Genomic DNA, 20,219 nt, shown 5'->3' with positions numbered 1-20,219 from the left:
CAATCGACCGCGACCCCGGCCCGCGCCGTTTGGGCGTCATTGGCTGTGGCCGCCACGGACCGGACATCGATGCAGCAAAGACAAGGGCCCGATTCCGCGCGATGCGAAATCGGGCCCTTGTCATTCACCGGTGTCGGTGCGAACCGGATCAGACGACGTTGTCCAGCTCGCAATGGGCTTCGAGCCGATATCCGTCGGGATCGACGACGAACGCCGCGTAGTAGCCGGGACCGTAGTGCTCGCGTTTGCCTGGCCCGCCGTTGTCCTGTCCGCCGTGCTGCAGCGCGGCGCGATAAAACGCATCGACTTCCACGGGCGACGATGCACGAAACGACACGTGCAACCCGGAATCGGGATCGGCGACGACCGGACGCGCCGCGTGCTGCAACCACAGCACCGGTTCGCTGGTGCCGTAGCCGAGGGCCCCGTCGTCGCTGTACAGCCGCTTGTAGCCGAGCGCGCCGAGCGTGCTGTCGTAGAACGCGCGGCTGCGGTCGATATGGGCAACGCCGAACGAAAGGTGATCGATCATCTGTGGCTCCTTGAACTGAAGGGGGGAACGTCAGTGCGGCAAACCGTTTATAGCCACCAGGCCAGCCGCTTGTAGCGAAGCGCGCCGAGCGCGCTGTCGTAGAAGGCGCGGCTACGGCCGGTGTGGACAACGTCGCAGGAAAAACGATCGATCATCTGTGGCTCCTTGCCTTGAACTGAAGAGGGGACGTCAGTGCAGCAAACCTTTTTAACCACCATGCTGGTTATGTTAGAAAGCGTCCCGACACTTGTCAACCGGCATGGTGGTTAGATACGATCGTGTCATGAGTAAAACGCAACCTTCCGTCACGACGGACTGCCTGGTTCCGGCGCCGTCCGAAACGCTGAGCATCGATTTCGCGAACACGCTGTACTGGCGCGGAGCGGACGCGCCGACCGAAACCTTCGGCGCGCTGGACGACCTGTTCACATGGTGCCGCGAGCAGGCGGGCGTGCCGGCCGGCCTGGCCGACGTGTGTCGTGCACAGGTGACGGAGAAAGGGGGCGAGCCGGCGATGCTGGCGCACGCGCTCGCGTTGCGCGAGGCGCTGTATCGGCTCTTTCACGCGCAAGCCGAGCGGCGTGAGCCGCAAGCCGACGATCTCGCGCTGCTGGGCGGTTTTCTGGCGGAAGCGGCGCCGCGCGTCGCGCTCGCGCGGATCGACGGCGGCTACGCGTGGCGGCTCGGGGCAGCGGACGCGACGCTCGCGGGGCTGCTGAGCCCGGTGCTGTGGTCGGCGACGGACCTGCTGGGCGGCACGCGGCTCGCGAAGGTCAAGCGCTGCGCGAACGATGCATGCCAGTGGCTGTTCATCGACGACAGCAAGAACGGCAGCCGCCGCTGGTGCTCGATGTCGTCGTGCGGCAATCGCGCGAAGGCTTACCGTCACTATCACAAGGCCGAGTGACGGCGGCGCGCGCAGCGTGTCATGCAGCCGCGCCCGTTCCGCCCGGACCTATCTCGCCGACAGCTTCCGCCACAGCGTGGTCTTGCTGATGCCGAGCATCGCGCATGCGCGATCGCGGTCGCCGCCGCACGCATCGAGCACCGCGCGGATCTCGTCGGCTTCGGCGCGACGGCGGCGCGCGTGGAGTGTCTGTGCGTCGTCGGTGTCGATTGCGTCGGGCGGCACCGCGAACAGCTCGGGCGCGATCGCCTGCAGCGCATCCGGCGTGAGCGCAGCGCACGCGGCGCCCGGATCGTGTTCGTCGACTTCCTCGGCCAGTTCCACCGCGATCCGCTCGACCACGTTCTGCAGTTCCCGCACGTTGCCGGGCCATCGGTAGCGCGCGAGCGTCGCCTGGGTCGCGTCGAGCACGCGCATCGCATCGCCGACTTCGCGCACGCGTTCGGCCAGCCGCGGTTCACGCCGAGCGGCCTGCACGAGCAGCGTGGCCGTGAGTGCCGGGATGTCGGCGGCGCGCTCGCGCAGCGGCGGCAGGCCAATGTTCAGGATGTTGAGCCGGTAATACAGGTCCGCGCGGAACGTGCCGTCCTCGACGGCCGCGAGCAGTGGACGGTGCGTCGCGGCGATCACGCGCACGTCGATGCGAATCGGCTCGGTCGAGCCGAGGCGGATCACCTCGCGCTCCTGCAGCACGCGCAGCAGCCGGCTTTGCAGCGACGGCGGCATCTCGCCGATCTCGTCGAGAAACAGCGTGCCGCGGTGCGCGGCCTCGAACAGCCCGGTCTTGCCGCCGCGCCGCGCGCCGGTGAACGCGCCCTCTTCGTAACCGAACAGCTCGCTCTCGAGCAGCGCCTCCGGAAACGCGCCGCAGTTGATCGCGACGAACGGATAGCTGCGCCGCACGGACAGCGCGTGCAGGCTCTGCGCGATCATCTCCTTGCCGGTGCCGCTTTCGCCGAGTACGAGGACGGTCGCGTCGGATTTCGCGTAGCGGCGCACGAGATCGCGCACGCGCGCCATCGGCGCCGACGCGCCGACCACGTCGTCGAGCGTGTAGCGTGCCGCGAACTGCTGCGTATTCGGCTGCGAGCGCAGCGCACGGTCGAGCCGTTCGACCGCGCGCGATTCCTGGAACGTCAGCACGCTGCCCGACGTGACGCCGCGATCGACCAGCGGCCCGCGATGCACGACGTAGCGCACGCCGCGCACGGTCGCGAGCGCGTCGCCGTCCTCGCCGCGCAGCGTGCGCAGCTCCGGGCGCAGGTCGACGAGCGCGCGGCCGACGGCCGCCGCGGGTTCGACCCCGAGCGCCGACGCGAGCCGCTCGTTGATGGCTTCGACGCGACCGCGCGCATCGAGCGCGACCACGCCGTCGCGCAGGTGCTGCAACAGGTTGTCGAGCCGCTGGCGACGAAACGCCTCGGCGTGCGTCGCGTACGCGACTTCGAGCGCCGTCTCGACCGCCTTGCGCACCGACGCGTGCGAATACAGGAACACCGCGCCCATGCCGGCGCTCGCCGCCAGATCGGTGACGAGGCCCGGGCCGACGATCGTCTCGATGCCGCGGTCGTGCAGGTCGTGCACGCACGCTTCCGCTTCCTGCGCGGACTGATATGACGCAAACTGCACGTCGAGGCCGTACGCGGCGACGAAGCGGCGCACTTCGGGCGGCGTCTCGCCGGCACTGACGAGCGCGATCCGCGATGCGTCGCGCCGCGCGCGCGCGAGTGCCTGCATCACGTCGAAGCCGGTCGGCGATACGACCACGACCGGCACCTGCGCACGTGTTTTCAGGAAGCCGCCGTTCGAGCCGGCCGCGACGATCACGTCGGGCCGCGCGGTGCCGGCCTCCGCGATCGCGCTCAATGCATCTTCGTACGCGCGCGTGACGATGCGCACGTCGGCGCGTTCGTCGAATTCGCCGGCGATCTCGCGAAACAGGTCGCGCAGGCGGCTGATGCCCATCGCCCAGATGCGCGGGCGAACGGTGCGGTCGGCCGGGCCGACGGGCTTGGTCGAGGAGAGGTCCATGGCAATCGATTATGCGCGCGCGATTTCATTTTTGAAACATGAAATTGCCGAATTGAAATAAACGGACGATTCCTCGCACGGGCCGGTTGCTTAAGAATCAGTGGGTTAGCGGCGATTCGCGAGCTGGCCCGGTCCTTGCTGTTGATGGGCATTCCTTCAGGAGGCCGTTCATGAGCAATACGCATCTTCAGAGCGCCGGCGCGAAATTCCGCGCGGCAGTCGCGGCCGAGCAGCCGCTGCAGGTGGTCGGCGCGATCACCGCATACGCAGCCAAGATGGCGCAGGCCGTCGGCTTCAAGGCCGTCTACCTGTCTGGCGGCGGCGTCGCCGCGAATTCGCTCGGCATCCCCGATCTCGGCATCAGCACGATGGAAGACGTGCTGATCGACGCGAACCGGATCACCAACGCGACCGACCTGCCGCTGCTGGTCGACATCGACACGGGCTGGGGCGGCGCGTTCAACATCGCGCGCACCGTTCGCTCGTTCATCAAGGCCGGCGTCGCGGCCGTCCACCTCGAGGACCAGGTCGGCCAGAAGCGTTGCGGCCACCGTCCGGGCAAGGAAGTCGTGCCGACCGAGGAGATGGTCGACCGCGTGAAGGCCGCGGTCGATGCGCGCACCGACGACCAGTTCGTGATCATGGCCCGCACCGACGCAGCCGCTGCCGAAGGGATCGACGCGGCGATCGAGCGCGCGATCGCATACGTGGAAGCCGGCGCCGACATGATTTTCCCGGAAGCGATGAAGACGCTCGACGACTACCGCCGCTTCAAGGCCGCCGTGAAGGTGCCGATCCTCGCGAACCTGACCGAGTTCGGCTCGACGCCGCTGTTCACGCTCGACGAACTGCGCGAGGCGAACGTCGACATCGCGCTGTACTGCTGCGGCGCGTATCGCGCGATGAACAAGGCCGCGCTGAATTTCTACGAGACGCTGCGCCGCGACGGCACGCAGAAGGCCACCGTGCCGACCATGCAGACCCGCGCCGAGCTGTACGACTTCCTCGGCTATCACGCCTACGAGCAGAAGCTCGACGAACTGTTCGCGCAGGGCAAGAAGTAACGCGGCCCGCGCGCCGGGGCACGTTCCCGGAATGCTTTGCATGAAGCCGGATCGCGCGCACCCGCGCAGCGACCGGCCGACATGACACCCCCGATACCCATTGGAGAACGGAAACATGAGCGAGACGAAAGACGCAGCAGCACCGGCCGCCGCAGGCGCATTCAAGCCGAAGAAGTCGGTGGCGCTGTCGGGCGTGACGGCCGGCAACACGGCGCTGTGCACGGTCGGCAAGACCGGCAACGACCTGCACTACCGCGGCTACGACATTCTCGACGTCGCCGAATCGTGCGAATTCGAGGAAATCGCACACCTGCTCGTGCACGGCACGCTGCCGAACCTGACCGAACTGGCCGCGTACAAGACCAAGCTGCGCGCGCTGCGCGGCCTGCCGAACGCGCTGAAGGCCGCGCTCGAGCAGATCCCGGCCTCCGCCCACCCGATGGACGTGATGCGCACCGGCGTATCGGTGCTCGGCACCGTGCTGCCGGAGAAGGACGATCACAACCTGCCGGGCGCGCGCGACATCGCCGACCGCCTGATGGCGTCGCTCGGCTCGATGCTGCTGTACTGGTATCACTTCTCGCACAACGGCAAGCGCATCGAGACGGAAACCGACGACGATTCGATCGGCGGCCACTTCCTGCACCTGCTGCACGGCAAGACGCCGTCGAAGTCGTGGGTCGACGCGATGCACACGTCGCTGATCCTGTATGCGGAGCACGAGTTCAACGCATCGACGTTCACCGGCCGCGTGATCGCGGGCACGGGCTCGGACATCTACTCGGCGATCACCGGCGCGATCGGCGCGCTGCGCGGGCCGAAGCACGGCGGCGCGAACGAAGTCGCGTATGAAATCCAGAGCCGCTACAGCTCGCCGGACGACGCCGAAGCCGATATCCGCCGCCGCGTCGAGAACAAGGAAGTCGTGATCGGCTTCGGCCATCCGGTCTACACGATCTCCGATCCGCGCAACAAGGTGATCAAGGGCGTCGCGCACAAGCTGTCGAAGGAAGCGGGCGACCTGAAGCTGTACAGCATCGCCGAGCGCCTCGAATCGGTGATGTGGGACGCGAAGAAGATGTTCCCGAACCTCGACTGGTTCAGCGCCGTGTCGTATCACATGATGGGCGTGCCGACCGCGATGTTCACGCCGCTGTTCGTGATCTCGCGCACGTCCGGCTGGAGCGCGCACATCATCGAGCAGCGCATCGACAACAAGATCATCCGCCCGAGCGCGAACTACACGGGTCCGGAAGATCTGCAGTTCGTGCCGATCGAGAAGCGCTGAAACGCCGCGTGCACCGGCCGCCCATGATGCGGGCTGCCGGCGCGCGCGGAACGTCTTACCCCGATTTCCGCCCCACATCATGAATACCGCCTACCGCAAACCCCTGCCCGGCACGTCGCTGGACTTCTTCGACGCGCGTGCCGCGGTCGAAGCGATCGCCCCCGGCGCGTACGATACGCTGCCGTACACGTCGCGCGTGCTCGCCGAAAACCTCGTGCGCCGCTGCGATCCGGCGATCCTCGCCGATTCGCTGAAGCAGATCATCGAGCGCAAGCGCGAGCGCGACTTCCCGTGGTTCCCGGCGCGCGTGGTGTGCCACGACATTCTCGGCCAGACGGCGCTCGTCGACCTCGCGGGCCTGCGCGACGCGATCGCCGAGCGCGGCGGCGACCCGGCGAAGGTGAACCCGGTCGTGCCCGTGCAGCTGATCGTCGACCACTCGCTCGCCGTCGAGTGCGGCGGCTTCGATCCGGACGCGTTCGCGAAGAACCGCGCGATCGAGGATCGCCGCAACGAGGATCGCTTCCACTTCATCGAATGGACCAAGCAGTCGTTCGAGAACGTCGACGTGATCCCGCCGGGCAACGGCATCATGCACCAGATCAACCTGGAGAAGATGTCGCCGGTGATCCAGGCGCAGGATGGCGTCGCGTATCCGGACACCTGCGTCGGCACCGACAGCCACACGCCGCACGTCGACGCGCTCGGCGTGATCGCGATCGGCGTGGGCGGGCTGGAGGCGGAGAACGTGATGCTCGGCCGCGCATCGTGGATGCGCCTGCCCGACATCGTCGGCGTCGAACTGACCGGCAAGCGCCAGCCCGGCATCACCGCGACCGACATCGTGCTCGCGTTGACCGAATTCCTGCGCAAGGAAAAGGTGGTCGGCGCGTACCTGGAATTCCGCGGTGCGGGCGCGGCGAGCCTCACGCTCGGCGACCGCGCGACGATCTCGAACATGGCGCCCGAATATGGCGCGACGGCCGCGATGTTCTTCATCGACGGCCAGACGACCGACTACCTGCGCCTCACCGGCCGCAGCGACGAGCAGGTGAAGCTCGTCGAGACCTACGCGAAGGCGGCGGGCCTGTGGGCCGACACGCTGGATGGCGCGCAGTACGAGCGCACGCTGACGTTCGACCTGTCGAGCGTGGTGCGCAACATGGCCGGCCCGTCGAACCCGCACAAGCGGCTGCCGACGTCCGATCTCGCCGCGCGCGGCATCGCCGGCCAGTGGGAAGAGAAGGCGGGCGAGATGCCCGACGGCGCGGTGATCATCGCCGCGATCACGAGCTGCACGAACACCAGCAATCCGCGCAACGTGATCGCCGCGGCCCTGCTCGCGCGCAACGCGAACGCGAAGGGCCTCACGCGCAAGCCGTGGGTGAAGAGCTCGCTCGCGCCGGGCTCGAAGGCGGTCGAGCTGTATCTGGAAGAAGCGAACCTGCTGCCGGAACTCGAGAAGCTCGGCTTCGGCATCGTCGCGTTCGCGTGCACGACCTGCAACGGGATGTCGGGCGCGCTCGATCCGAAGATCCAGCAGGAGATCGTCGATCGCGACCTGTACGCGACCGCCGTGCTGTCCGGCAACCGCAACTTCGACGGCCGCATCCACCCGTATGCGAAGCAGGCGTTTCTCGCATCGCCGCCGCTCGTCGTCGCGTATGCGATCGCCGGCACGATCCGCTTCGACATCGAGAAGGACGCGCTCGGCCACGACCGGGACGGCAAGCCCGTCACGCTGAAGGACATCTGGCCGACCGACGAGGAGATCGACGCGATCGTCGCATCGAGCGTGAAGCCCGAGCAGTTCCGCAAGGTCTACGAACCGATGTTCGCGCGCACCGCCGATGCGGGCGAGCGCGCGGCGCCGCTGTACGACTGGCGTCCGCAAAGCACGTACATTCGCCGTCCGCCGTACTGGGAAGGCGCGCTGGCCGGCGAGCGCACGCTCAAGGGCATGCGCCCGCTCGCGGTGCTCGGCGACAACATCACGACCGACCACCTGTCGCCGTCGAACGCGATCCTCGCGAACAGCGCGGCCGGCGAGTACCTCACGAAGATGGGCCTGCCGGAAGAGGACTTCAATTCGTACGCGACGCACCGGGGAGACCACCTGACCGCGCAGCGCGCAACCTTCGCGAACCCGACGCTGATCAACGAGATGGCCGTCGTCGACGGCGTGGTGAAGAAAGGCTCGCTCGCGCGCGTCGAGCCAGAAGGCAAGGTCATGCGGATGTGGGAAGCGATCGAGACGTACATGAATCGCAAGCAGCCGCTGATCGTCGTCGCCGGCGCCGATTACGGCCAGGGCTCGTCGCGCGACTGGGCCGCGAAGGGCGTGCGGCTCGCGGGCGTCGAGGCGATCGTCGCCGAAGGGTTCGAGCGGATTCACCGCACGAACCTGATCGGGATGGGCGTGTTGCCGCTCGAGTTCAAGCCGGGCACGAACCGCGCGACGCTCGGCATCGACGGCACCGAGACCTTCGACGTGGTAGGCGAGCGTACGCCGCGCGCCGATCTCACGCTCGTGATTCACCGCAAGAACGGCGAGCGCGTCGCGGTGCCGGTGACGTGCCGGCTCGATACGGCCGAGGAAGTGTCGATCTACGAGGCGGGCGGCGTGCTGCAGCGTTTCGCGCAGGACTTCCTCGAATCGTCGCAGGCCGCTTGACCGGGGCACACAGGGACAACGCAAACATGGCTCACATTCCTCAAATCAGGATTCCGGCGACGTACATCCGCGGCGGCACCAGCAAGGGCGTGTTCTTCCGGCTGCAGGACCTGCCGGACGCCGCGCAGGCGCCGGGCGCCGCACGCGACGCGCTGCTGCTGCGCGTGATCGGCAGCCCCGATCCGTACGGCAAGCAGATCGACGGGATGGGCGGCGCGACGTCGTCGACCAGCAAGACGGTGATCGTGTCGAAGAGCACGCGGCCCGGCCACGACGTCGACTACCTGTTCGGGCAGGTTGCGATCGACCGCGCGTTCGTCGACTGGACCGGCAACTGCGGGAACCTGTCGGCGGCGGTCGGCCCGTTCGCGATCAGCGGCGGGCTCGTCGATGCTTCGCGCGTGCCGCACGACGGCATCGCGACGGTGCGCATCTGGCAGGCGAACATCGGCAAGACGATCGTCGCGCACGTGCCGATCACGAACGGCGCGGTGCAGGAAACGGGCGATTTCGAGCTGGACGGCGTCACGTTTCCGGCCGCCGAAGTGCAGCTCGAGTTCATGGATCCGGCCGCGGAGGAAGAAGGCTCGGGCGGCTCGATGTTTCCGACCGGCAACCTCGTCGACGACCTCGCCGTGCCGGGCATCGGCACGCTGAAGGCGACGATGATCAACGCGGGGATTCCGACCATCTTCGTCGAGGCCGAGGCGATCGGCTATACGGGCACGGAGCTGCAGGACGCGATCAACGGTGACGCGAAGGCGCTCGAGAAGTTCGAGACGATCCGCGCGCACGGCGCGCTGCGCATGGGCCTGATCGACACGCTCGACGAGATCGCGACGCGTCAGCACACCCCGAAGGTCGCGTTCGTCGCGAAGCCGGCCGACTATGTTGCGTCGAGCGGCAAGCGCGTGAACGCGGGCGACATCGACCTGCTGGTGCGGGCGATGTCGATGGGCAAGCTGCATCACGCGATGATGGGCACGGCGGCGGTCGCGATCGGCACGGCCGCGGCGATCCCCGGCACGCTCGTCAACCTGGCGGCGGGCGGCGGGGAACGCAACGCGGTGCGCTTCGGCCATCCGTCGGGCACGCTGCGCGTCGGCGCGGAAGCCCGGCTCGAAAATGGCGAATGGACCGTCACGAAGGCGATCATGAGCCGCAGCGCGCGCGTGCTGATGGAAGGCTGGGTGCGGGTGCCGGGGGATGCGTTCTGAGCGTGCCGGGCGTCGTATCGACGAACGGCAAGGGCGGCTTCGGCCGCCCTTTTTCGTTTCTGCGTCGATGGCGGTCAGCCGTGCAGCAAGCGGCGCAGAGCGTCGTGGCTGATGCGCCGCGCGGCCGTCGATACGCGCGCGTCGGGCACGATGTCGAAGCCGTGCACGCCGCCCGGGAAGACGTGCAGCTCGGTGGGCACGCCGGCCCGGATGAGCCGCTGCGCGTAGCCGATGTTCTCGTCGACGAACAGGTCGACCGTGCCGACGGCGATGAACGCCGGCGGTAGCCCGTCGAGCCGTTCCGCTCGGGCCGCCGCCGCGTATGGCGACACGCCGTCGAGGCCCGGTGCGTGGCCGAGCAGTGACGTCCACGCGAACCGGTTGTTGGCCGCGTGCCAGACGAATTCGCGGGCATGCGGATGCGGTGCGCGCACGCAGGTGCGATCGTCGAGCATCGGATACATCAGGTGCTGGAACGCCAGCGGGTATTCGCCGCGATCGCGCGCCAGCAACGCCAGCGCTGCCGCGAGCCCGCCGCCCGCGCTTTCGCCCATCACGCCGATGCGCGCCGGATCGATGCCGAGCGCGTCCGCGTGGTGGAAGGTCCGGGCGAGTGCCGCGTAGCAGTCGTCGATCGCGCCGGGAAACGGCGTCTCGGGCGCGAGGCGGTAGTCGATCGACACCAGCGCGCACCCCAGCGTTTTCACCAGCGGGCGGTGCACGGCTTCGAGATCCTTCGCGGCCCCGCGCACATAGCCGCCGCCGTGCATGTGCACGATCGCTGGCAGCGGGCGCGTCGCGTCGTCGGGCAGGTATACGCGCACCGGCACGTCCGGCGCGCCGCCGGAGCCCGGCACGCGCCGATGCTGGAGCGTGTTGCCGACCGTGTCGACCGGCGGCAGCGGCAGGACGCGGTCGCGATACCGGGCGAGGTTGTCGGCGGTGAGCGTGACGGTCGGCCAGGCGTCCAGCCAGGGGCGGATGTCGGGATCGACGAGATGACGTGTATCCAAGGTGCGACTCCGTGAGGAAAACGGCGCGACGCGCGCGACCGGGGAACCGGTGATGGCGGCGTCACAGCACGCTGCGTGCGACGACCCAGCGATGCACTTCTGTCGGGCCTTCGAAGATGCGCATCAGCCGCGCTTCGTTCGCCATCTGATGCAGCGGCAGCTCCTTCGTCATGCCCATCGCGCCGAGCGTCTGCATCGCATGATCGATGACGCCCGACGCCATCTCCGTCGCGAACACCTTGACCATCGAGATCTGCGTGCGCGCATCTTGTCCGGCATCCACTCGCGCGGCCGCTTCATAGGTCATCAGGCGGCACGCGTGGATCTGCGTCAGCGCGTCGGCGACCCACCACTGGACCGCCTGGCGCTCGGCCAGCGGCACGCCGAAGGTCTTGCGCTGTTTCGCATGGTCGCACAGCAGCGCGACCGCGCGCTCGGCGCGGCCGATGCACCAAGCGGCCATCTCCAGCCGACGGTTCGACAGGCGCGCCTGCATCGGCGCGAAACCGGCGCCTTCGCGGCCCAGCAGCTGCGTGGCGGGAACGCGGCAATCCTCCAGCACGATTTCATAGGTCGACAGCCCGCCGATCATCGGAATGCGGCGTTCGATGACGAAGCCCGGCGTGTCGCGCTCGACGATGAATGCCGACATGCCGCCGCGCTTGCCCTTGCTTCGGTCGGTCAGCGCCATCACGATCGTCCAGTCGGCTTCGCGCGCGTGGCTGATCCAGATCTTCCGGCCGTTCAGCACCCATGTGTCGCCGTCGCGCTCGGCCGTCGTCGACAGCGCGCCCGGGTCCGAGCCGGCGCCCGGCTCGGAAATCGCCATTGCGGAGCGCGTGACGCCGCGCGCGTACGGTTCGAGGTAGCGCGCGCGCTGTGCGTCGTCGGCCGCGTCGCACAGCATCCGCAGGTTCGGCGAGTCGGGCGGCAGGATGTATGGCGTCACGGTCGTGCCGATCGCTTCGTTCACGCCGACCATCGCGACGGCCGGCAGGTCCGAGCCGCCGGCATCGGCGGGCGCGTCGAGACCCCACAGGCCGAGTTGCCGCGAGCGCTCGTCGAGCCGCGCGCGCTCGTCGGCGAGCAGCGCGAAGCGCTGGCCGTCTGCCTCGCGCGCCATCACGGCCGCTTCGAGCGGCATCAGCTCGTCTTTCACGAAGCGTGCGACGAGATCCTTGATCATCTGGTGGTCGAGATCGAGTTCGAAATTCATGGGTGTGTCGATGAAGGAGTGAAGGGAAGGGGGCGCGCTCAGATCGCACGCGCAGGGCACGCTGCCCGGGCGCGCAGCGTGCCGAAGAGCGCCATGCAACCGGCCGCGAGCAACGCGGCGTTGAAATAGAGGCCGCCGCGCATCGAGCCGGTGGCGGTGTTCAGCACGCCCATCAGGAACGGGCTCGCGAATCCGCCGATCGCGCCGGACATCGTGATCGCCGCGATCGCGATGGCCATCGAGCGCTTCGGCAGCGCGAGCCCGGGCAGCACCCAAAACGCGGGCAGTGCCGCGGCATGCGCGGCGACTGCGACGCAGAGCGCGATCGTCAGGTTCGCGGTGCCATCGACGCGCGCCAGCACGACGAGCGCCGCCGCGCACGCGAGCATCGCGGCCGCGCCGTGTTCGCGCCACGCCTGCCGGTGTTCGGTGCGCCAGCCCATGCCGAGCAAGCCGATGACGCCGCACAGGTAGGGCAGCGCGGACAGCACGCCGATCTGCATCGCGCCGTGCAGGCCACCGCGGTGCAGGATCACCGGCATCCAGAACACGAGCGCGTAGCCGGCCGCCGCGATCGAGAAATTGGCCGCGCACAGCAGCCAGAAGTCGCGATGCGCGAGCAACGGTCGTGTCGACGTCGCGCCGTTGCCGACATCGGCATCGGCCTGCGCGTGCGCGTCGCGCAGCGCGGCCTTGTCGGCGTCCGACAGCCAGCGCGCGTCGTCCGGCCGGTCGTCGAGGAAGCGCAGCGCGACGAGACCGAGCGCGCTGCTCGGCAACCCTTCGACGACGAACAGCCATTGCCAGCCGCTCAGGCCGGCGACGCCGTCGAAGACCGTGAGAATCACGCCCGACACGGGGCCGGCGATCAGCCCCGCCAGATACAGCGCGCTCATGAAGAGCGCGAACGCCTTTGCACGCTGCTTCGGCGGATACCACGCGCCGAGATGGAACAGGATGCCGGGGAAGAAGCCGGCCTCGAATACGCCGAGCAGGAACCGGCACACGTAGAACTGCGCGGGCGTCGCGACGAACATCGTCGCGGCCGAGCCGAGCCCCCACAGCACCATGATCCGCGCGATGGTCCGGCGCGCGCCGATCCGCGCGAGCAGCGCGTTGCTCGGAATCTCGAACGCCATGTAGCCGATGAAGAAGATGCCCGCGCCGAGCCCGTAGACGGCGTCGGAGAAGCGCAGCTCGGCGGCCATCTGCGCGTGCGCGAAGCCGATGTTGATGCGGTCGATGAACGACAGCGTGTAGCAGAGGATCAGGAACGGCAGCAGGCGACGCGAGATGCGGCGGTAGAGGGCCGGCATCGCGTCGTCGCGCACGCTGGCCGGGGTGGACACGGTCGAGGTCATGGGCACTCCGTCAGAAGCGGTGAGTGATGCCGAGCGCCAGCACCTGCTCGGCGCCGCCCGGTTGCGGTTGCACGCCGGCGACGACGGTGTTGCGCGCGCGGCCGCCGTTCTTCATGTACAGGTAGCGGGCATAGAGCGAGGTCCGCTTCGACAGCGGATGGTCGTAGCCGAGGCCGAACGCGGTCGCGTCGTTTGCCGAGCCCTTCACGTCGCGGCGCACGGCCGACACCAGCACGCGGTCGAGCGCGCCGACGTCGACCGTCGCGCCGACGCTCGCCGTCGAGAACGCGGGCGAGCCGGGCGCCGTGCTGGCGCCGTGGAGGAACGCGCCGTACAGCTTGACCCGCGCGAACGCGTAGTTGGCGGCGAATACGTAGTGGCGGGTGGTCGTCGGCTGGACGACGGGTGCGAGGTGGCCGGCCGACATGTCGTCCTGGAAGCCCGCGCCGACGTACAGGCCGCCGATCCGGTACTGGAGCCCCGCGCCGTAGTTGCGGCCGGCCTGCATGGACAGCGCGTTCGGCGTCGGAAAGCCGTAGGTGGCCATCACGCGCAAGCCGTTCCAGTCCGGGCCGAGATACGACGCCGCCTGGTTGAAGCGCGGAATCGGCGGCGTCGTGGCGGTCGTGATCGAGTCCGTCGACGTCGCGAGCAGCGCGAGCGGCGACATGCGTTCGTTCAGGCCGAACGGATCGCCCTCGTACACGATGTAGAACGACGGCGTGTATTGCCGGCCGAGCCGCAGGTCGCCGTAGCGCGTGTCCTGTAGCGCCACGTACGCCTGCCGGTAGAACAGCGTGCCGCCCTGGAGCGAACCGTCGGCCGGCGAGAAGCCGCTTTCCAGCACGAATTTCGTCGAGGTGCCGCCGCCGAGCTCCTCGACGCCCGTCAGACCGACGCGGCTCGTCGACCCGCCACCGCCGCTCTGCCGGAAGCTCGACACGCTGCCGATGCGATCGAATTCGACGTAGCTGTCGACGATTCCGTACAGCGTCACCGACGACGCGTGCGCGTGCGGCGCGCACAGCACGCAGGCGCCGATCAGGAGTGCTTTGCGTTGCATGAATGTGTCTCCGTTCCATGTTTGTTATGCGCCGCGCCCGCGTGCGGGGCGGCGATCGACGGCACGCGGCGGACGGGGCCGCGCGCCGCCGGGCTCAGCGTCCCTTGAACACCGGCTTGCGCTTCTCGAGAAACGCGCGGGCACCTTCGACCCGGTCCTCGCTCGCATAGACGTCGGGGCCGACGTCGAGCCGCAGCGCCGCGGCAACCGGCAGGCCCCAGCTGCGGGTCGCCGTTTCCTTGATGCGCCGGATCGTGAGCGGCGCGTTCGCGGCGATCGCCTGCGTCAGTTCGCGCACGGCATCGTCGAGCGCGGCGCCGGGGACGACCCGGCTAAGCAACCCGACGCGCAGCGCTTCGTCAGCGTCGAAGCGGCGGCCCGTGAACAGCAGCTCCATCGCGACCGCGCGCGGCAGGATGCGCGGCAGCAGCACGCTCGCGAAGTTCGCGCCCATGCCGACTCGCGCTTCGGGCAGCGCGAAATACGCGTGATCGGCGGCGATCCGCAGGTCGCATGCGAGCGCGATTTCGAAGCCGCCGCCGACCGCGTAGCCGTTGATGGCCGCGATGGTCGGCTTGCGCAGTTCGAGGATCAGCTCGTGCACGTTGCGTGCAAGTCCGCGCATCGGCCGCATGCCGCGCATCTCGGGATCGCCGAGATCGATGCCCGCGCTGAAGGCGCGCTCGCCCGCACCGCGGATCACGATCGCGCGCACCGCGGGGTTGTCGTCGAGCGTGACGAGTTCGTCACACAGGCGCCGGATCGCGTCGGCGGACAGCGCATTGGCGACATGCGGGCGATGAATCGTCAGCCACGCGATGCCGTCGTCGTCGCTGCGCAGGATCGACGGGGCGTCGTCGCCGGGCAGGGAGGAGAACGTGCGCGGCGTGGTCACGACGCGCTCCCGGACGTGGCGGCGCGCTCGTCGTGAACGACGCCGGCCTTGCGCAGCGCGTCGCGGCGGGCCGCGTCGAGGCCGAGCGCGTCGAGCACAGTGTCGGTGTCGGCCGCGAACGGCCGCGGCGGCCGGCGGATCGAGCCGGGCGTGCGCGACAGCCTGGCCGGGATGCCCGCGCCGGTGTAGGTGTCGTTCTTGACGAACATCGCGTTGCGGGCCGCTTGCGGATGGCCGAACCCGTCGGCGATGGTGTTGACTGGTCCCGTCGCGACGCCGGCGCGCATCAGCCGGTCGACGACCTCGTCGGCGGGCAGCTCGGCGGTCAGCTGCCCGATCAGCGAGTCGAGCGCGTGGCGGTGCGCGACGCGCTGCGCGTTGGTTGCGAAGCGCGGATCGCGCGCGAGCTCGGGCACGCCGAGCGCTTCGACCAGCTTCGCGAACGTGCGGTTGTTGCCCGCGCCCGTCGCCACCGGCTTGTCTTTGCAAGAATACACGCCGTACGGCGCGATCGCGGCATAGACGTTCCCCGTCGCGACGGGCACGTCGCCGGTCGCCATCCAGGTCGTGCTGAGCGGATGCAGCATCGACAGCGCGGTGCTGAACAGGTCGATGTCGACGTGCTGCCCGAGCCCGGAGCGCGTGCGTTCCACCAGCGCGAGCAGAATGCTCGACACGGCGCTCAGCCCGGCCGCGTAGTCGACGACCGGAAACGGTACCTTCAGCGGCATGCCGCCCGGCTCGCCGTTGATCGACATGAAGCCGGCGAGCCCCTGCGCGACGGCGTCGTAGCCCGGAAACCGCGCGAGCGGGCCGTCGGTGCCGTAGCCGGAGATCGAGCAATGGACGAGGCGCGGAAAGCGTTCGCGCAGGCAATCGTCGTAACCGATGCCCCAGCGTTCGAGCGTGCCCTGCTTGAAGTTGTCGACCAGCACGTCGGCCGTCTCGAGCAGGCGGAACAGCACGTCGCGGCCGTCGGGATGCGACAGGTCGAGCGCGAGATTGCGCTTGTTGCGGTTGAGCCCCCAGTAGTAGCTGGAGAGGCCGCTCGGCATCGCGGGCCCCCAGTCGCGTGTTTCGTCGCCTTGCGGCGGTTCGATCTTGATGACGTCCGCGCCGTGGTCGGCGAGCGTCTGCGTGCAGAACGGGCCCGCATAGACGCGGCTCAGGTCCACCACGCGCACGCCCGCGAGCGCGCCTTCGTTGCTGATGATCATGACGATGGTTCCTTCGATGGTCGGCGATGCTGGCGTTCGCCGGCTGGATGCCGGGCGAAGCGCCGCGGGGTCAGTCGCGCGCGGCGAACAGCGCTTCGACGGCCGCTCGGTGTTCGGGCGTTGCATGGGCGAATGCCTGGTACGACGCGGACAGGTCGAGCAGCGTGTCGAGGCTCGCGTGCCGGCCTTCGCGCAGCAGCCGCTTGGTCAGGCGCAGTGCGGTGCCCGGATGGCGCGCGATGCGCGCGGCGAGCGCGTGCGCGTGGGCCAGCAGTTCGCCGTCGGAGACGACGCGCGACACCAGCCCGTGGCGCAGCGCCGTTTGCGCGTCCACCGCGTCGCCCGTGAACGACATCTCGGCGGCCACGGCCGCGCCGACGATCTGCGGCAGGAACCACGCGCCGCCGTCGCCCGGCACGAGGCCGAGCGCGATGAAGCTTTCCGCGAAGCGCGCGCTGTCGGCGGCGATGCGGATGTCGCACATGCAAGCCAGGTCGGTACCGGCGCCGATGGCCGGGCCGTTGATCGCCGCGATGGCCGGCACTTCGAGCTGGTGGAACGCGTGCGCGAGGCGCTGGATGCCGCGGCGATAGCCGGTGCGGATCGCCGCGAGGTCGTGCAGGTCCGACTCGGCGAGCGCACGCATCGCCTTCACGTTGCCGCCCGACGAAAACACGGCGCCGGCGCCGGTCAGGACCAGCACGCGAATCGACTCGTCGCGGTTCGCTTCGTCGCAGCACGCGACCAGTGCATCGATCGCATCGGTGTCCGAAATGGCGTTGCGGGTTTCGGGGCGGTTCATCGTGACGGTCAGGATCGGTCCCTGTCGTTCACGGATCAGAAAGGCTGACATGGTGTCTCCGTATGTTCTGTACCGCGGGGCTTCACGCCGCGGGCCGAAGCCTAGTATCGTCACGACGGTTGGCGGCGGGAAATTCTGTTCCACATACGTGGAAGGGGCCGCCGTGACGGGCGCGGAGGGGCGGGATGAGCGGAAACGTGGTCAAGAGCGCGGCGCGCGTGTTCGAGGTACTGGAGCTGTTCAGCGAATTGCAGCGGCCGCTGAGCGTGCGCGAGATCGCCACGCGCTGCCGCTATCCCGGGTCGAGCGCGGCGGCGTTGCTGACCAGCATGAAGGTGCTCGGCTACCTGTCGTACGACGAACGGACGCACGCGTATGCGCCGACGGCGCGGCTCGTCAATCTCGGCGAAGCGCTCGTCGATTCGGCGGCGGCCAGCCGGCGATACTGGCACGCCTTGGCGAAACGGCTGGCGGCCGGCACGCGGGAGGCCGTCGTGATTGCGGTGCAGAGCGATCTTTACGTGCAGTACATCGACGCCGTCGCGGGCGCGCACCGGATTCCGGTCCAGTTCTATGCGCCGATTGGCACGCGTCGCGAGATCTGCATGTCGGGGCTCGGCTGGGCGCTGCTGAGCCTGCAGCCGGACAGCACGATTCGCCGGCTCGTGGCGCGCAGCATCCGGCGCATCGGAAAGTCGGGCAGGACGATCGACGAGGACGTCGTGCTGGACAAGGTCGAAGAGACGCGCCGGCTCGGCTATTCGTATTCGGCGCATACGGTGACGCAAGGCGCGGCGATGATCTCGATGGTGATCGCTGACGGCTGGAACGGCATGCCGCTCGCGATCGGCGTCGCCGGGCCGGTCGAGCGGATCGAAGAGCATCGCGGCGCGATCGTGCTCGCGATGCGCGACGCGCTGGCCGAGCGCGTGGACGAAGCGGTCGGCGAGTCGCGTGGCCGCTCGTGCGACGACGCGTCCGCCTGCGGCGGCCTCCGCCGGCATCGGGCAGACGGCGGCGGGTGATCATCCGGTGTCGACGCGAACCTCGCGTATCGGCCGTCTTGCCGTCGGCGCCGCGCACGTTCGCATAGAATCGGAGCGTCGTTTCGTTTCGCCCCTGTCCGGTTGCATTTCCGCGAGGTCGCCATGTCATTGAACGCGCCGCTTTCCGGCGTCCACATCGTCGAATTCGAAGGCCTCGGCCCCGGCCCGCTCGCGGGCTGGATGCTCGCCGGGATGGGGGCGCGCATCACGCTGATCGCGCGTCCCGCAGGCCGCACCAGCGCACCGGACGCGCTGCAGAGCCGCGACGGCGACCTGCTGCGCGAAGGCAAGACGATCGTCGAACTCGATCTGAAGACGCCGGCCGGCCGCGACGCGGCGCTCGCGCTGATCGCGCAGGCCGACGCGCTGATCGAGGGGCTGCGGCCCGGCGTAATGGAGCGCCTCGGGCTCGGCCCGGACGATTGCGCACGCGACAATCCGAAGCTCGTGTACGGACGGATGACGGGCTGGGGCCAGGACGGACCGCTCGCGACGGCCGCCGGGCACGACCTGAACTACGTCGCGCTGACGGGGCTGCTGTCGCTGTCCGCGCCGCGCGACGGCCGGCCCGGCGTGCCGCCGACCGTCGTCGGCGATGCCGGCGGCGCGCTCGGGCTCGCATTCGGGATCGTCTGCGCGCTGTTCGATGTGCGCGGCGGCGGGCCGGGGCGCGTGGTCGACGGCGCGATCGTCGACATCGTGTCGATGCTCGGCTCGCTCGCACTGTGGGCGCGCGCGAACGGGCAGATCGATGGCGCGCAGCCGAGCCTCTTCCACGATGCGCCGTTCTACGACGTATATCGCTGCGCGGACGGCGAATGCGTGACGATCGGTGCGCTGGAGCCGCCGTTCTACGCGCTGCTGGTCGAGCGGCTCGGACTGACCGACGTCGATCCGGCGTCGCAGTACGATCGCACGCGCTGGCCAGCGCTGAAGGCGCGCTTTGCGGAGGTGTTCGCGCGGCAGCCGTCCGAGCACTGGCGCGCGCTCCTCGAAGGGACGGACGCGTGCTTCGCCCCGGTGCTGAGCGTGGCCGCTGCGGTCGACCATCCGCACAATGCGGCGCGCGGGATCTATCGAACTGACGAGAACGGGAACGTGCGGGCGCGCGTTGCGCCGCGGTTTCTATCGTTGCAGGATGATGACGCGGGTTGACGGAGCCGGGTGCGCGGGCTCGCCGCCGCGTGTGCTTCGCCGTGTCGAGCGATATCGGCCGCTTACGCCGTTTCCTCCGGCGAATCCGGCATCTTGCCGTCGCCGACGCGATTGATCGTGCCTTGCGCGATCGCGACGAGCCGCTCGTGATCGCCGTCGATGACGAACACATGACACTGGCAGGTCGCCTGGTGCCGGCCCGCATAGACGACCTTCGCGCGCGCGACGAGCGTGCCGTTCACGGCCGGCCGGAGGTAGTTGATCTTGTATTCGGCGGTGATGACGCGCGGGCCGAGTACGAGCGCGCCGGCGAAGGTCAGCGCGTTGTCGGCGAGGTAGCCGATCACGCCGCCGTGCACGAAGCCGTGCTGCTGCCGCAGTTCTTCCCGCACGGGCAGGCACAGCGACACTTCGTTGTCGCCGATATGCATCAGCTCCGTGCCCAGCAGCATGCTGAACGGTTGCGCGCGCAATGCGCCGCGCGCGTGGTCCGTGATGTCCGTCATCGACTGCCCTCGCAATGCGTGTCCGCTTGCGCTGAACTCTAGGAAGGGGGCTGCGGATAAGCAAGGAAATTCGTCCGCATTTCGCGTGACGGCCGGCGCGATGCGACGCGATTATTGCGCCGAACGCGCGCATTGTCCTCGTTTGCCGGCGATTCCACGAGGATGGAGGGGATTGGCCGGGCGCCGCTCGCCGGATGTTCCTAAAGTCCGACGCAGAAATGCCGCTAATGCC

Annotated in this window: 17 protein-coding genes; 7 read left to right on the top strand and 10 right to left on the bottom strand. The window is 69.0% G+C overall.

The features are described 5' to 3' along the window. Positions 1-148: 148 nt before the first annotated feature. Positions 149-532, bottom strand: a complete 384-nt coding sequence (locus tag ACV22W_RS14070; RefSeq protein ID WP_448019941.1) for a VOC family protein — start codon at positions 530-532, stop codon at positions 149-151. Positions 533-791: 259 nt separating this feature from the next. Here ACV22W_RS14070 and ACV22W_RS14065 point away from each other — a divergent pair, with 259 nt between their 5' ends. Further along, the gene (locus tag ACV22W_RS14065; protein ID WP_448019940.1) at positions 792-1,439 is read left to right on the top strand and encodes a CGNR zinc finger domain-containing protein; all 648 of its coding nucleotides are present in this window, start codon (positions 792-794) and stop codon (positions 1,437-1,439) included. 48 nt (positions 1,440-1,487) lie between these two features. Here the strand turns inward: ACV22W_RS14065 and prpR are convergent, their stop codons facing one another. Further along, positions 1,488-3,470, bottom strand: a complete 1,983-nt coding sequence (gene prpR / locus ACV22W_RS14060; RefSeq protein ID WP_448019938.1) for a propionate catabolism operon regulatory protein PrpR — start codon at positions 3,468-3,470, stop codon at positions 1,488-1,490. Positions 3,471-3,640: 170 nt separating this feature from the next. Between prpR and prpB the strand changes: the two genes are divergently transcribed. From prpB to prpF, 4 genes are all read left to right on the top strand, one after another. After that, positions 3,641-4,534 (top strand): methylisocitrate lyase, encoded by an 894-nt coding sequence (gene prpB / locus ACV22W_RS14055; RefSeq protein ID WP_448019936.1) that lies wholly within the window; start codon positions 3,641-3,643, stop codon positions 4,532-4,534. A gap of 115 nt (positions 4,535-4,649) precedes the next feature. Continuing rightward, entirely contained in the window at positions 4,650-5,822 is a 1,173-nt protein-coding gene (prpC, locus tag ACV22W_RS14050; protein ID WP_059508457.1) for a bifunctional 2-methylcitrate synthase/citrate synthase, read from the top strand. A 79-nt stretch (positions 5,823-5,901) separates the two neighbouring features. Beyond that, complete coding sequence (acnD, locus tag ACV22W_RS14045; protein WP_448019934.1) at positions 5,902-8,496, top strand: Fe/S-dependent 2-methylisocitrate dehydratase AcnD; 2,595 nt, start codon at positions 5,902-5,904, stop codon at positions 8,494-8,496. 26 nt (positions 8,497-8,522) lie between these two features. After that, the gene (gene prpF / locus ACV22W_RS14040) at positions 8,523-9,713 is read left to right on the top strand and encodes a 2-methylaconitate cis-trans isomerase PrpF (protein WP_448019932.1); all 1,191 of its coding nucleotides are present in this window, start codon (positions 8,523-8,525) and stop codon (positions 9,711-9,713) included. A gap of 74 nt (positions 9,714-9,787) precedes the next feature. Here prpF and ACV22W_RS14035 read toward each other — a convergent pair whose 3' ends face one another. The 7 genes from ACV22W_RS14035 to ACV22W_RS14005 all read right to left on the bottom strand — a co-directional run bounded on the left by ACV22W_RS14035 (position 9,788) and on the right by ACV22W_RS14005 (position 17,331). Further along, the gene (locus ACV22W_RS14035) at positions 9,788-10,726 is read right to left on the bottom strand and encodes an alpha/beta hydrolase (RefSeq protein ID WP_448019930.1); all 939 of its coding nucleotides are present in this window, start codon (positions 10,724-10,726) and stop codon (positions 9,788-9,790) included. 61 nt (positions 10,727-10,787) lie between these two features. Beyond that, a complete protein-coding gene (locus tag ACV22W_RS14030) occupies positions 10,788-11,942 on the bottom strand; it encodes an acyl-CoA dehydrogenase family protein (RefSeq protein WP_448019928.1) in 1,155 nt (384 codons plus the stop codon). 38 nt (positions 11,943-11,980) lie between these two features. Continuing rightward, a complete protein-coding gene (locus ACV22W_RS14025; protein WP_448019926.1) occupies positions 11,981-13,303 on the bottom strand; it encodes an MFS transporter in 1,323 nt (440 codons plus the stop codon). A gap of 10 nt (positions 13,304-13,313) precedes the next feature. Further along, complete coding sequence (locus ACV22W_RS14020) at positions 13,314-14,366, bottom strand: porin (RefSeq protein WP_448019925.1); 1,053 nt, start codon at positions 14,364-14,366, stop codon at positions 13,314-13,316. Between the two features lie 94 nt (positions 14,367-14,460). Then, complete coding sequence (locus tag ACV22W_RS14015; protein ID WP_448019924.1) at positions 14,461-15,261, bottom strand: enoyl-CoA hydratase/isomerase family protein; 801 nt, start codon at positions 15,259-15,261, stop codon at positions 14,461-14,463. Beyond that, positions 15,258-16,478, bottom strand: a complete 1,221-nt coding sequence (locus ACV22W_RS14010) for a CaiB/BaiF CoA transferase family protein (RefSeq protein ID WP_448019922.1) — start codon at positions 16,476-16,478, stop codon at positions 15,258-15,260. The genes ACV22W_RS14015 and ACV22W_RS14010 overlap by 4 nt, the downstream gene beginning before the upstream one ends. Before the next feature lie 70 nt (positions 16,479-16,548). After that, positions 16,549-17,331 (bottom strand): crotonase/enoyl-CoA hydratase family protein, encoded by a 783-nt coding sequence (locus tag ACV22W_RS14005; protein ID WP_448019920.1) that lies wholly within the window; start codon positions 17,329-17,331, stop codon positions 16,549-16,551. Between the two features lie 134 nt (positions 17,332-17,465). Between ACV22W_RS14005 and ACV22W_RS14000 the strand changes: the two genes are divergently transcribed. Then, positions 17,466-18,305, top strand: a complete 840-nt coding sequence (locus tag ACV22W_RS14000; RefSeq protein ID WP_448019919.1) for an IclR family transcriptional regulator — start codon at positions 17,466-17,468, stop codon at positions 18,303-18,305. Between the two features lie 123 nt (positions 18,306-18,428). Further along, positions 18,429-19,481, top strand: a complete 1,053-nt coding sequence (locus ACV22W_RS13995) for a CaiB/BaiF CoA transferase family protein (protein WP_448019917.1) — start codon at positions 18,429-18,431, stop codon at positions 19,479-19,481. Between the two features lie 62 nt (positions 19,482-19,543). Here ACV22W_RS13995 and ACV22W_RS13990 read toward each other — a convergent pair whose 3' ends face one another. Then, the gene (locus ACV22W_RS13990; RefSeq protein WP_448019916.1) at positions 19,544-19,987 is read right to left on the bottom strand and encodes a PaaI family thioesterase; all 444 of its coding nucleotides are present in this window, start codon (positions 19,985-19,987) and stop codon (positions 19,544-19,546) included. Positions 19,988-20,219 lie beyond the last annotated feature (232 nt).

This window comes from Burkholderia sp. AW49-1, from assembly GCF_053427845.1.
The sequence above is the reverse complement of the archived record's forward strand: the minus strand, read 5'-3'. Positions and strand labels throughout refer to the sequence as shown.

Excerpts from the sequence above, each read along its gene's own strand:
- ACV22W_RS14070 (WP_448019941.1), bottom strand. The coding sequence starts at position 532 with ATGATCGATCACCTTTCGTTCGGCGTTGCCCATATCGACCGCAGCCGC.
- ACV22W_RS14065 (WP_448019940.1), top strand. The coding sequence starts at position 792 with ATGGTGGTTAGATACGATCGTGTCATGAGTAAAACGCAACCTTCCGTC.
- prpR (WP_448019938.1), bottom strand. The coding sequence starts at position 3,470 with ATGGACCTCTCCTCGACCAAGCCCGTCGGCCCGGCCGACCGCACCGTT.
- prpB (WP_448019936.1), top strand. The coding sequence starts at position 3,641 with ATGAGCAATACGCATCTTCAGAGCGCCGGCGCGAAATTCCGCGCGGCA.
- prpC (WP_059508457.1), top strand. The coding sequence starts at position 4,650 with ATGAGCGAGACGAAAGACGCAGCAGCACCGGCCGCCGCAGGCGCATTC.
- acnD (WP_448019934.1), top strand. The coding sequence starts at position 5,902 with ATGAATACCGCCTACCGCAAACCCCTGCCCGGCACGTCGCTGGACTTC.
- prpF (WP_448019932.1), top strand. The coding sequence starts at position 8,523 with ATGGCTCACATTCCTCAAATCAGGATTCCGGCGACGTACATCCGCGGC.
- ACV22W_RS14030 (WP_448019928.1), bottom strand. The coding sequence starts at position 11,942 with ATGAATTTCGAACTCGATCTCGACCACCAGATGATCAAGGATCTCGTC.
- ACV22W_RS14025 (WP_448019926.1), bottom strand. The coding sequence starts at position 13,303 with ATGACCTCGACCGTGTCCACCCCGGCCAGCGTGCGCGACGACGCGATG.
- ACV22W_RS14020 (WP_448019925.1), bottom strand. The coding sequence starts at position 14,366 with ATGCAACGCAAAGCACTCCTGATCGGCGCCTGCGTGCTGTGCGCGCCG.
- ACV22W_RS14010 (WP_448019922.1), bottom strand. The coding sequence starts at position 16,478 with ATGATCATCAGCAACGAAGGCGCGCTCGCGGGCGTGCGCGTGGTGGAC.
- ACV22W_RS14005 (WP_448019920.1), bottom strand. The coding sequence starts at position 17,331 with ATGTCAGCCTTTCTGATCCGTGAACGACAGGGACCGATCCTGACCGTC.
- ACV22W_RS14000 (WP_448019919.1), top strand. The coding sequence starts at position 17,466 with ATGAGCGGAAACGTGGTCAAGAGCGCGGCGCGCGTGTTCGAGGTACTG.
- ACV22W_RS13995 (WP_448019917.1), top strand. The coding sequence starts at position 18,429 with ATGTCATTGAACGCGCCGCTTTCCGGCGTCCACATCGTCGAATTCGAA.
- ACV22W_RS13990 (WP_448019916.1), bottom strand. The coding sequence starts at position 19,987 with ATGACGGACATCACGGACCACGCGCGCGGCGCATTGCGCGCGCAACCG.